10 protein-coding genes and 1 pseudogene are annotated in these 12,069 nt (G+C 57.8%); all 11 read left to right on the top strand.

Annotated features, from left to right (window positions below; genetic code table 11):
* The first annotated feature begins 397 nt into the window (after positions 1-397).
* The 11 genes and pseudogenes from RM532_RS15575 (at position 398) to RM532_RS15520 (ending at position 11,846) form a co-directional block, all read left to right on the top strand.
* Positions 398-1,717: a lipopolysaccharide biosynthesis protein gene (locus RM532_RS15575; protein WP_311654262.1), complete on the top strand. Its 1,320-nt coding sequence runs from the start codon at positions 398-400 to the stop codon at positions 1,715-1,717.
* Between the two features lie 67 nt (positions 1,718-1,784).
* Positions 1,785-2,525 (top strand): FkbM family methyltransferase, encoded by a 741-nt coding sequence (locus RM532_RS15570; protein WP_311654261.1) that lies wholly within the window; start codon positions 1,785-1,787, stop codon positions 2,523-2,525.
* Positions 2,522-3,433 (top strand): glycosyltransferase family 2 protein, encoded by a 912-nt coding sequence (locus tag RM532_RS15565; protein WP_311654260.1) that lies wholly within the window; start codon positions 2,522-2,524, stop codon positions 3,431-3,433. The genes RM532_RS15570 and RM532_RS15565 overlap by 4 nt, the downstream gene beginning before the upstream one ends.
* A gap of 11 nt (positions 3,434-3,444) precedes the next feature.
* Positions 3,445-4,368, top strand: coding sequence for a sulfotransferase family protein (locus RM532_RS15560; RefSeq protein WP_311654259.1), 924 nt, complete (start codon positions 3,445-3,447; stop codon positions 4,366-4,368).
* Positions 4,369-4,556: 188 nt separating this feature from the next.
* Positions 4,557-5,696, top strand: coding sequence for a polysaccharide deacetylase family protein (locus RM532_RS15555; protein ID WP_311654258.1), 1,140 nt, complete (start codon positions 4,557-4,559; stop codon positions 5,694-5,696).
* Positions 5,697-5,702: 6 nt separating this feature from the next.
* On the top strand, positions 5,703-6,974 hold the full coding sequence (locus RM532_RS15550) for an O-antigen ligase family protein (RefSeq protein WP_311654257.1): 1,272 nt from the start codon (positions 5,703-5,705) through the stop codon (positions 6,972-6,974).
* Positions 6,974-8,107, top strand: a complete 1,134-nt coding sequence (locus RM532_RS15545; protein ID WP_311654256.1) for a glycosyltransferase family 4 protein — start codon at positions 6,974-6,976, stop codon at positions 8,105-8,107. Before RM532_RS15550 ends, RM532_RS15545 begins: the two co-directional genes overlap by 1 nt.
* Positions 8,108-8,121: 14 nt before the next feature.
* Positions 8,122-9,214 (top strand): annotated as a pseudogene (gene wecB / locus RM532_RS15535) (non-hydrolyzing UDP-N-acetylglucosamine 2-epimerase).
* Complete coding sequence (locus RM532_RS15530; RefSeq protein WP_311654253.1) at positions 9,211-10,509, top strand: glycosyltransferase family 4 protein; 1,299 nt, start codon at positions 9,211-9,213, stop codon at positions 10,507-10,509. The pseudogene wecB and the gene RM532_RS15530 overlap by 4 nt, the downstream one beginning before the upstream one ends.
* Before the next feature lie 87 nt (positions 10,510-10,596).
* Positions 10,597-11,190, top strand: coding sequence for a sugar transferase (locus RM532_RS15525; RefSeq protein WP_311654252.1), 594 nt, complete (start codon positions 10,597-10,599; stop codon positions 11,188-11,190).
* Complete coding sequence (locus RM532_RS15520; protein ID WP_311654251.1) at positions 11,190-11,846, top strand: acetyltransferase; 657 nt, start codon at positions 11,190-11,192, stop codon at positions 11,844-11,846. Before RM532_RS15525 ends, RM532_RS15520 begins: the two co-directional genes overlap by 1 nt.
* Positions 11,847-12,069: the final 223 nt, after the last annotated feature.

Here is a 12,069-nt window from a genome sequence, read left to right as displayed (position 1 = left end):
TCGCCGCCCGGCAATTGCTATGATTGCAGCGTTTCCGTGCTGACCAAGGGTTGCCACTTTGATTTGGAAGAACTGTCGATCGACGTTATAGCTATCTAATGCATGAGTGTGGCATCCAGCGCTACGAGCAACGAGGATGTCGCCCCAGCGTCTTCGCGCGGTAAATAGTCACCCGGACAGCCCGCGAAGGCATCCAGGTTAGCTTGAAGGAAGCAGGTATCCCCAATGCAGTGCATTCCCATGCCGCCGAACGAGCAGTCCGCCAATCACCACCTGTGCTGCGCGGAGTGAATGCTGGAGGCGGCCAAATCTACGACCCTGAACATAAGCCTACTAATGCACCTGTATCTCCATAAAGACGTGCAACCTCCCGTGGCGGAGCACGTATCGCGCGCACTTGCAACTGATTTACCACCTAATGAAGGCTAGACGCGTCGTCAGTAGCGGCTATACGCAGTCACTTGCAAAACTGTTGTCGGGGAGCGTGATTAGTCAGGGCATTGCGTTGGCGGCAATGGTCGTGATCACCCGGTACTATTCAGCCGTCGAACTTGGCCTGTTCGCGGTTTCGGTATCGGCTTCAACTGTCCTCTCGGTACTCGCAACTGGCAGGTACGAGTTTGCCGTCATGAACCCGAAGGACGAACGCGAAGCCGCGATTGTCATCGGAGCGGCCGCTGGGCTCGGGCTTGGATTCGGGGCGATTACTGCCATGGTTGCGCTCGTTGGTAGTGACATACTGCGCATGCTCGACCCAAGGGCACCCGCACTGGCTTTGGGCATCGCTGCTCTCACGGTAGTGCAGTCGATGTTTAGCGTCGCTACGAAGTGGGCCAATCGCAGCAGTGCTTACGGGGCGATCACGGGTTCATTGGTCGCGATTTCGCTAGTGGCAAACGGTGGGCCCCTATTAATTCCAGCGATGTCTATCGAACCGTCGGAGCATCATCTGATCTTTTTCTTTGGTGCGGCGAAAATTGCCGGTGTCCTACTGATTCTATCTTTTACCGGGCGCGCGCTCTCGGACGCGCTGAGGACCGCCTCTGTTGTGGAATTCTTCGGTGCGCTGCGGCGCCATTGGAAATTTCCCGCGTTTACACTTCCGCACGGCTTGACGAGCAAGCTATCGCCCGAGATCCCGATATTTTTCTTGGCAGCCTTCTCCGGACCGGCGTTGGCCGGCTTCTTTTCGGTTGCTCGGCGGGCAATGAACCAGCCTATGCATCTACTCGCTACTAATGTCGGGCACGTTTTCCATCGCCGGCTCGTAGGAAGAACTGGCGGCGGTTCGTTGTCGCGCGAGATGTACGTCATCTTCGCGATGATGGCTGTGATAATGGTCCCGGTTTCGGGCGTAGTACTGGTCTGGGGGCCGCAGCTTTTCGCCTGGATATTTGGTTCAGACTTCGGTACGTCCGGTGTCATCGCGCAGATCCTGCTACCGGCACTGATCTTCCGGATGATGGCAGCGCCCGTGGCCTATGTATTCATGGTCTTTGGGGAGCAGTGGAAGATGCTGATTCTCCAACTTTCCCACATGGCACTTGTCATGGCGTCGTTCTGGGTTGGTCATCTGGCGGGCAACGTGTGGGTGGCTTTCTGGCTCTACTCAGGCAGTTCCTCTCTTATTTATTTGGCAACAGTACTGCTGGCGCAGAAAATTGCATCCGGGAGCGCCCTAGATTACAGGAGAGATATATATGCGGAAGCTGGTTGAGCTGTGGAGTCGAACACCCGGTCTAGTAAGATCCATTGTGGGGCTCCTGTATCGCGGATTAGCCCCGATGCTGAATCCGAGTGGGAAGCTTGTTGGGCTTGAGGATGTAAATTTCCGTGTTGGGGTCGCTACTCTGGGAGCCTATCGCAGGGCGATTGAGTTCAAGTATCGCGAAGGGCGGTTTACGACCGAGTTTCTTAAGGAAGCGCGCACGGCGCGCGTTGTCTATGATGTTGGGGCGCACGTTGGCTTCTACGCGTTACTTGCGGCCAAGGCGAACTCAGACGCCAGCGTCATCGCGTTTGAACCGCAACACGCTAACTTTCTGGAACTCGAGAAAAATATCGAACGCAACGATGTCAAGGGCGTAATCGGATTTCCATACGGCGTTAGTGACAAAGCACGTACAGCGCAGCTAGCAGTTGCCGTGTCGGGCAACTGTGCCGGTGGGGGTACGCATCATGTTTCCGCTAGTGGATCCGGCGAACAAATTCGCACCGTTGTGCTTGACGAATTTGTTCGCGAGTGGAATTTGCCGTCCCCGTCAATGGTCTTGATCGACATAGAAGGCCATGAATTGGCTGCATTGCGAGGAATGGAGCGTACTCTACGCGAACATCAGCCCTCCCTGTACATCGAAGTACATCGCAGGCAGTTACAAGAGCGTGGCGAGTCCCACGAACAATTAGATGAGTTCCTCAATCAATTTGGTTACGTGGCCGAGATACTTCGCAATCCCTCTGGGCAACGGGGAACGCACACCCAGCTGCATGTCCGATATCGCGCCACAAAGCAGGTAAGTGCATGACGGGGAGAGCAGAGGGTGCCACCGAACCTCTGGTAACGGTCATCATTCCAACACACAATCGACGCGAGCTTCTTGAACGCGCAGTAGGGTCAGTGAGGAGGCAGACACACCGGGCAATGGAAATTATCGTTGCCGACGATGCTTCGAGCGACGGGACCGCCGATGCGGTTCGAGAATGGATCGCAGAGGACACGAGAATCCGGTACGTGCGTCGCGAAGAGAACATCGGCGCCGCTACGATCCGCAACGTCGCGCTGGCCGTCGCGACTGGCCGCTACGTCTGTTTCCTCGACGATGACGACGAGTGGCTGCCTGAAAAGGTGGCTACGCAGATTCCACTCGCAGATCGATACTCAATCGTCGGATGCCGCTCTCGTCGCGTCGATGGATTTGAGGTGCTCGGAGTCGCGACAGCGCGACGCCGGGAGCGGCAAGGGTCGGGGCGATTGATCGAAGTTGGGCTGGACGACATTTTTTTCAATAATGGGAGACTCAGCCCTTCATGCATCATGGTCACCACCGAACGACTAAGGCAGGTCGGCGGTTTTGATGAAAATCTCGTTTCGTCACAGGGCCGAGACTTGTTCGTGCGGCTGGTCGAGGCTTTCGGACCGGCCGTTCTACTGGATAGTTACCTTGCAGCACACCACCAGCGGCACGGACTGGTGAGAATAACTACGACACGTAAGAATCTCGTAGGTGGCTGGGCCGAACTGGATAAGCATTGGCACTTGATGTCGCCATCTTTGCGAGCGTGGCGAACTTTCGTGCTCTGTCTGAAAGAGGCGGATCTGGCGCCTACCTATCCCGCACAAATGGGTTGGATCGCTCGCTCGCTCTTGTATGTTCGACCTCGCAGGCTGGGCAGCTACATTAAAACCTTCGCAAGAAAAGTCTTTGTGCGTTAAGGAAGGCTGGCGTGAGTTGCATCCCGAACCTTTTTGTCATCGGCGCACCGAAGTGTGGGACCACTGCGCTAGTCGAGGCGCTGTCTCGGCACCCGGAGATCTATGTCCCGAAGAAAGAGATTCGCTACTTCGATGCGCGCACGTTCTACGACTTTCCGGAAGACGCACAAGTCCGCACGCTCGACCAGTATCTCCGTTACTTCGATTCGAACTCAGCAGCGAGATCCAGATACCGCGTTGATGGCAGCGTCTTTAATATGTATGCGGCGAGTTCGCTGCAAGATATTCTCGCCTTAAATGCGAATGCGAAATTCGTCTTAACGCTCAGAGATCCTCTGGACGCGGCGAAGTCGATGCATATGCAACGTCTAAAGTATCACGATCTACGTATGCGTGAGGTTTCCGAGTCCTTTGCGGACTGCTGGAAGCTTCTGGATGAACGGCGTGTCGGTCGCGGATTTCCACCGGGATGCCGAAATCGATTCCTTTTCCGTTACGACCTTCTGTATGACTATGGTCTGTATCTTCCGCATATCGAACAGCTTGTCCCCGCTCGCAATCTCGCCCTGATCGATTACGCAGACCTCGTTCGTCGACCCGGAGAGACACTAGAGGCGCTCTGGCGGTTCCTTGGGGTCGAGCGGCATCCGATTTCGATGTCCCGCGAAAATAACTCTTACGTCGTAGAGCCGAATTTCTTGTCGAAGTTAAGTGAACGGTTCGTTCGTCGCTCGGCGCCGCTTCGCCACGCACTGGCTGCAGCGGGGTTGCCGATCAATCGAATTGGCCGAGCTATGATCTCGAAAAGATCGGCACCGCCTGCCCAGTCGCGCGCCTCTGACGTCGACGCCATAGCCAGCGCTGAGTTTTCTGGTTCGGCAGCTGCTATGGCAGACACGCTCTCGAAGTATTCCGTCATGAAGTGGGCGACGTGAGTACGTTGCCGCGCATCGAATGGTTTAGACGTTTACTTACGCACCGTTTCGCTGCGGACTTTGCTGTAGAGCGTACGGCGAACACTTGGGAGATTCGCGTCGAGGACAGACCTAGCGCGATAAGAATGCCGGTCCTGAGTTCTGCGTACCCAATCGGATCGTCTAATGTGAGATGCCAATGGTTTGACGTGAACCAAATCGGTGTCGATTTCCCGTTCGACACACCAATCCCGGCCCCCGGTGCACCGGCAGTCTCAGGTGAGCTTGTTTCTGTCGATCGCGACGGCGCGGTTCTCCACTTTGATCTGCTGACAATGACGTGGTGGATCCTCTCTCGAGCCGAAGAAGTCTCGAGGGACGAGGTCGATAAGCACGGCCGTTTCCCAGCGAAAGCGTCCCATGCTTGGCAGCACGGATATCTAGACCGGCCGATTGTTGACGAATGGCTACAGGTGTTCCGTGCTGCGGCGCAACGCGTTTGGCCGGACCTCGCACTCTGCTCTCACCCCTATCGAGTGGCGCAGGGCCATGATGTCGATCGTCCGAGTCGCTATGCGTTCGTCGGTCTGGGGGCTGCATGCCGACGTGTCGCCGGTGATCTCATTCATCGTCGCTGGGAGAGTGCGCTCGCTGCGCCGCTTTCCTGGGCCTCGCGTGCGCATCTGCATTCCTGCGATCCCTACAACACATTCGACCTGCTGATGGATCGGGCAGATGCGGGTGGCTGGAAGGCTAGGTTCTTCTTCCTGGCGGGAGTAACTAGTCCTCAGTTTGACGGTGACTACTCGCTTGAGGACTCAGCTATCGTCGCACTCGTTTCGTCAATCCGCGAGCGTGGGCACGACGTAGGTATCCATCCAAGCTACGGTACCTTCGACAGTGTCGAGAAGTTGGCTGCCGAAGTTGATCGGTTTCGGCACACCTTTGATGTCGACGAGATTCACTCTCGCATGCATTACTTGCGTTGGCGACATCCGGACACGCTTCGAAATCTCTCTGCGGCTGGAGTGACGCACGATTACACGCTCGGCTACGCGGAAGCGCCAGGGTTCAGGTGTGGTACGTGTTTCGAGTACGAGGCTTACGATCCGGTTGACGATACGTCGGTGCCGATCCAACTGACACCGCTCGTCGCCATGGACGTATCGCTTCTATCCGACCAATACTACGAAGGTGCCGCAGAGAGGCGCATTCAAATGCTCCGCCAGCTAGTGGATGCGTGCCGACGTGTCAACGGCTGCTTCTCATTCTTGTGGCACAACTCCGAACTGGACAGCGGCACAAAACGCCGGCTCCTTCTGGAGTTGGCGGACTATTCTCGGCCCTGAGGATTCATGATGACCGCCCGAGATTTCGGCCTCCTGCCGCGCGATGTTTTGCTTGCGTTCTTTCTCTTTTCGGGGTTCCTGAAGGCCGCTCAGTTGTTGTCGGGACCCGGCGACCTCACTGTCGTCGGTTTCGTAATAGTCGCGGCGCTTGTCGCGTTCGGGCTTGTCGTTCGACCGATCTATCTGAGTCGGTCTAGCCGACATTTCATCACCGGATTCGCCGTTTTTTCAATCGTCGCTCTGTTGGGCTATCTGGTTGGCGAAGGCGGCGATGATGCGCGGAAGAAGTTCCTGCAGTTAGTCTTTGTCGGCGGTCTCGGCGTGTTCGCCGCACCAGTGCTAATCACCAGCACTTCGCGCCTGCGCGGCTTCTTCCTTCTTACAATCTCGCTAGGGGTATTGTGCGGCGCGGTGGTCCTGCTAGGAAATGACCCGGACGTGAAACGCGACGTCCTCGGCGGTGGCGAGGGAAGCTACCAATGGTTGTCACGGATGTCATGTTACGCGGCGACCACCGCGCTCGGATTAGCTTTTGCGTCCGGTTCCAAGATGGGTCGATTAGTGCTGCTTACGTGCGCCGCAGTGTCCGGCGTATCCCTGTTCACCGGTGGCGCTCGGCAGGCACTCGTCGCAATCACGGTTGTTATTGCTTATCTTGGCTTTATGTCACCGGCTACGGTCCGGAGTAAGCGCTCTGGTCAACGTTGGCGCGTATTCCTGTTGATAGGGTTCGTGGCAGTAGCCGTGGCTTTCCTCTTAGGGCGTTTTGATCTGTTGGAATCGAGTGGCGTCAACCGATTTGTCGATTTCTCAACGCAGGTCGCAACTTTCAATATCGGACAGCTAGCGGAATTGAGCGACCGCCCCGAGATTTACGCAGACGCAGCACGCATTTTCGCAGAACATCCAGTTATTGGTTCGGGCTGGGGGGCATTTCAGTTTCATGCTGAGACCACGCAGTATCGGCATGCTCACAACGTGTTCTTGGAACTACTCAGCGAGCTCGGACTAGTCGGGTTGGTCGCATTTCTTGCTATGCTCGTCCCAGTTGTACGTATCGTCGCAAGCCGGACCCGCATTCGCTCCGCGGGCCCGCTGGCCACGACCTGTGCCGCGCTGGTGTTGGCCCAACTCACAATGATGCAGTTCTCCGGCGACTTGGGCACCAACCGCTTATTCTTTTTCTTTTGCATGCTTTTGCTTGTTGCCATGCGCGTCGAGAAGCAGGAACCGACATCGCGTCGTAAGCGATATGCGCTAGGCAGTGAGTCGATGTAATGAAAGTTGTTCATATGACGACGGTTCATCAACGGACCGACACGCGCATTTTGATCAAACAGTGCAAGACACTTGCGAAAGCCAGTGACATGAGCATTTCACTGTTCGTACAGGATGGACGGGAGGATTGCGTTACTCATCACGTGCGGACTGTGGGTGTCGGAAAAGTCTCGGGCGGACGTCTGCGTCGCGCTACGCAGGGCGCATGGCGCATGTATCGCGCCGTACGGAAAGCGAAGCCAACCTTGGCCCATTTTCACGATCCCGAATTGATACCAGTGGGCGTGGCATTGAAGCTTTCCCGCATCAAAGTGATCTACGACGTGCATGAAGACCTGCGGCGCCAAATCCGCACCAAACACTGGATCCCCAAGTGGGTGCGCCCGATTGTTGCGCGGGGTGCGGCATGCATAGAGTGGGTTGCAGGCAGAGCTTTCGATGCCATCGTGCCCGCAACGCCGAAGATTGCGGGCCATTTTCCGGCAGCGAAAACGATAGTGGTTCAGAACTTCCCGCTGCTGGACGAGTTGGTAGTGCCGGAAGCCATGGCTTATGCCCAGCGTCCGAAGGCCTTTGCGTACGTAGGGGGTATCTCAGAAGAGCGGGGAATCTTTCAGATTTTGGAAGCAGTAGCGTTGGTTAACGGACGGGGCGGTGCAAGGTTGGAGTTGGCAGGGGCGTTCATTCCTGACTCCTTAAAGACGCGCGCGGCAGCATCGGATGGGTGGAGTGCAACGCATTTCCATGGTTGGACATCTCGGAAAGAGCTGTCAGGTATTCTGGCGAATGTTCGGGCGGGCTTGGTAGTTCTGCACCCCAATGGTCGATATGAAGACGCTTATCCAGTCAAAATGTTCGAGTACATGGCGGCCGGGTTGCCGGTAATTGCGTCGGATTTTCCGCTTTGGCGGCAGATCATCGAGGACTCGCGTTGCGGGTTGCTTGTAGATCCGCTGGATCCGAAGGCTGTTGCCGATGCCATGCAGTGGATTTTGGAGCACCCTGAGGAAGCCGAGAAGATGGGTCAGCGCGGCCGCATGGCGGTGGTCGAGAAATACAATTGGGAGACGGAAGCGAAGAAGCTCATCGCGCTGTATGAACGCCTACTTCCCAGCACTACCGTTTCGGCCTGAGACGATCAACCGCCATGAAGATTTCCACGGTCATTGGCGCTCGTCCGCAGTTCGTCAAAGCCAGCGTCGTCTCCCACGCCATCACGCACACCGAGGGTCTGTGCGAATCCGTGATTCACACCGGTCAGCACTTCGACGCCAACATATCGGACGTGATTCTTTGCTGAGCTGGGCATGGCGCCGCCGGCAGTGTCGCTTAACATTCACAGCGGCACGCACGGCGCGATGACCGGCCGGATGCTGGGGGCGGTGGAGCAGGTCATGCTGGATGAGCGACTAGACGCCGTGCTCATCTACGGCGACACAAACTCCACGCTCGCTGGTGCGCTGGCGGCGGCCAAGTTGCACATTCCCGTTGCGCACGTGGAAGCTGGGCTTCGCAGCCATAACCGGCGCACGCCGGAGGAAGTCAATCGCATCCTCGCCGACCGCATTTCGCACTGGCTGTTCACGCCCACGCAGTTGGCCACGGATAACCTGCTGGCAGAGGACGCGTCGGCGGAGCAAATCCATCAGGTGAGAGACGTGATGTATGACGTTGCCCTGCACCATGGCGCTCACGCCAAGCAGCGCAGCCATGTGTTGGAGACGGTGGGGCTGGGACGTGGCGCGTATGGGCTAGTCACTATCCACCGTGCCGAAAACGCCGATGCGCCCGAGCGCCTGGCCAACATCGTCGACGGGCTGTGCATGGTGGCCGAGGGGCTAGATTTCGTCTGGCCCGTACATCAGCGTACCTTGCTCGCCCTGGAAAAGGCGGGGCCGCTGAAGACGTTGCAAGAGCGGCTGACGCTAATCGACCCGGTTGGGTACCTCGACATGGTCGCGCTGGAACAGGACGCGGCGGTTATCGTGACCGACTCCGGCGGCGTGCAGAAGGAGGCCTACTTCCACGGCGTGCCGTGCGTGACGGTGCGCGACGAGACCGAGTGGGTGGAGTTGGTGGACGCAGGCTGGAATCGGTTGGCTCCGCCGCACGATGCTCAGTCGGTTGCGGATGCGATCGCATCGGCGCGTGGTGTCTGGGGGTGGCCGGTTGCGCCGTATGGCGACGGTAAATCTGCGTCGCGCTTAAGGGATAGGCTCGTTCAGGGGGCAATCCAGTGAGGCATCTTTGGGTACTCAACCACTACGGGCAGATTCCCGGCAGTGCAGGCGGAAGCCGACACTATAGCCTTGCGAAGCATTTGGTTCGCCACGGTTGGGAAACAACCGTCATAGCAGCAAGCACGGACCATAAGAGTGGGCGCCAACGCAATCAGGAGACCGGCAAGCGTGCAATAGAAGAGTACGACGGCTTTCGCTTCGTTTGGGTGCGGACGCCCGATTACAGAGGAAACGGCCTTGGTCGCATACGCAACATGCTGTCCTATACATGGCGTGCATTAGCCCCGGGCACAACGCGTGATCTCCCGAAGCCCGATGCGGTAATCGGCTCCAGCGTGCATCCGCTGGCGGCGTGGGCGGGTGCTCGCCTTGCTGAACGCCATGGTGTTCCTTTCCTGTTTGAAGTCCGTGATTTGTGGCCGCAAACGCTCATTGACATGGGTAGGATCTCCGCCAATGGAGTCGTTGCGCGCGCCCTTGGAAAGTTGGAGCTATCCCTATACGAGAAAGCTGACCGTATTCTGGTGCTTCTTCCGCATGCGGATCGCTACATCGCACCGTTGGGCATTCCGGAGAAAAAGATTGAGTGGCTTCCCAATGGCGTTGAGCTTGAAGGCTATCCGAAACCGCAGCCACCATCCGAAGATGGCAGGTTCACCCTGATGTATTTCGGTGCGCACGGGCAGGCTAATGGTCTGGATAATATCCTGCGGGCCATGGCCTTGGTGGAGCAGCGAGCGGATATGCAGCATGTTCGCCTGCGTATGATTGGTGATGGGCCCCTGAAGTTGGCGTTGCACGAGCTTGCGCATGAACTCGGGTTGCGGAGAGTGCACTTTGAAGAGGCGGTTCCAAAGGCCGAAATACCTCGCTTGGCGAGTGAAGCTGACGCATTTATCGTTAATCTTATTAGTGTTCCAACCCTCTATTGTTACGGTATAAGCCTGAATAAGATTTTTGATTATATGGCGGCGAGCCGGCCTATCATTTTTGGAGGCACGTCATCTAATAATCCTATTGAAGATAGCGGTGCAGGCATCAGCGTCCCTCCTGCGGACCCTCGCGCCTTGGCTAACGCGATCGTGAAAATTGTGAATATGGGGGCTGAAGAAAGAAAGCCTATGGGCGCTGCGGGGCGGGCGTACGTCACCAAGAATCACGCGTTCAAGTCGCTTGCCGAGAAGCTGGCGAGAATCCTGGATGAGGTTGTTGCTTCACCGGATTCATCTGCTGCGTCGCGCAGAGCTTCGAGTGCGGCGGCGTCCGGGAAACGCAACGAGCTGCCAATCCTCTGATGCTGCCGCGACCAGGAATCGACCATGGTTAGGCCGGGCAATGTTGGGACTTGTCTCAGCAGCGGTTCGCGACTAGCCAAACGCGCAATGGATGTTCTGGGTGCGTTCATCGCATTGATTTTGCTATCGCCGGTCATTTTGATGATCGCGATTGGCCTGCTTGCTCGGCATGGCCGGCCAATGCTTTTCGCGCAGATCCGTCCCGGGCTCCACGGACAGCCGTTCCGGATGCTTAAATTTCGCACCATGAACGATGAGCGTGGCGCGGACGGCGAGTTGCTTCCAGACGCCGATCGGTTGACGCGATTCGGGGCCTTTCTGCGATCCACGAGTCTCGACGAACTGCCGGAGCTGTGGAATGTGCTGCGGGGCGACATGAGCCTGGTGGGGCCCCGGCCGTTGCTGATGGAGTACCTGCCGCTGTACACGCCCGAGCAGGCGCGCCGGCACGAAGTCCGACCGGGCATCACCGGCTGGGCGCAGGTTAACGGGCGCAATGCGTTGAGCTGGGAAGAGAAGTTCGCGCTGGATGTTTGGTACGTGGACAACCAGAGCTTCTGGCTGGACCTTAAGATTCTGTGGCTGACGCTGTGGCGCGTGCTCAAGCGCGACGGGATCAGTGCGGAGGGAGAAGCGACGATGCCGCGCTTCACCGGCAGCGATTCAGGGGGTTCCCTCTGATGGACAAGCCGCTTTACGCGGTTTATGGGGCCGCGGGATGCGGTCGGGGCGTCATGCCTCTAGCGAGGGCGATGCTTGAGGAGGCCGGTCTTTCGGCTGAGCGGTTGGTGTTTGTGGACGACGGTTTTACCCAATCGACTGCCAATGGGCACCGAGTGCTGGATTTCGACGCATTTCTCTCCGAGCCGGCGGGTGAACGCTTTGCTGTGCTGGCGATTGCCGATGGAGCCGTGCGGGAGCGTTTGGCGGCGCGGCTTGCGCAGGCGGGCGTGGGGGCCTGGACGGTGCGGGCCGCGCAGTGCATGGTGATGGATGATGTTGCGATAGGCGACGGCGCGATTCTGTCGCCCTTCGTGACACTCACATCGAATATCCGCATCGGCCGCCATTTCCACGCGAACCTGTACAGCTATATGGAGCACGACTGCGTGATTGGCGACTTCGTCACCTTCGCCCCGGCGGTGCGCTGCAACGGCAACGTCGTGGTAGAGGATCACGCCTACATCGGTACCGGGGCTATCCTGCGCCAGGGCAAGCCCGGCGCGCCGTTGGTCATCGGCCGCGGTGCGGTGGTTGGGATGGGGGCGGTAGTGACGAAGTCCGTGCCGCCTGGGGCAACGGTTGTTGGGAACCCCGCGCGGGTGATGGAACGGTAGTTGCCGGTGTTCAGTCGGAAGGCGCAGGCGATGCTCAGCATTGCGAGGCCGCGCATCAGCTGCTTCCTGCGATCGACGGGCGCGAGGTCATCCTGGCGGCCCAGGTGCTTGGGGAACTGTATCGGGTGCCGGATGGCAAGTTGGGCTGGAAGGGTAATCCCCCCGAAAATCAGCGCTGTTTAGAAGTGGAATTTTCTCGTAATCTGACCCGAGGAGGTTCCCT

The organism is Spectribacter hydrogenoxidans (assembly GCF_031846275.1).
In the GTDB taxonomy this organism is placed as follows: Bacteria; Pseudomonadota; Gammaproteobacteria; order Nevskiales; family Salinisphaeraceae; genus Spectribacter; species Spectribacter hydrogenoxidans.
The sequence above is the reverse complement of the archived record's forward strand: the minus strand, read 5'-3'. Positions and strand labels throughout refer to the sequence as shown.

Coding starts and splice junctions, on each gene's coding strand:
- RM532_RS15570 (WP_311654261.1), top strand. CDS start 1,785: ATGCTGAATCCGAGTGGGAAGCTTGTTGGGCTTGAGGATGTAAATTTC.
- RM532_RS15565 (WP_311654260.1), top strand. CDS start 2,522: ATGACGGGGAGAGCAGAGGGTGCCACCGAACCTCTGGTAACGGTCATC.
- RM532_RS15550 (WP_311654257.1), top strand. CDS start 5,703: ATGATGACCGCCCGAGATTTCGGCCTCCTGCCGCGCGATGTTTTGCTT.
- RM532_RS15545 (WP_311654256.1), top strand. CDS start 6,974: ATGAAAGTTGTTCATATGACGACGGTTCATCAACGGACCGACACGCGC.
- RM532_RS15525 (WP_311654252.1), top strand. CDS start 10,597: ATGGATGTTCTGGGTGCGTTCATCGCATTGATTTTGCTATCGCCGGTC.
- RM532_RS15520 (WP_311654251.1), top strand. CDS start 11,190: ATGGACAAGCCGCTTTACGCGGTTTATGGGGCCGCGGGATGCGGTCGG.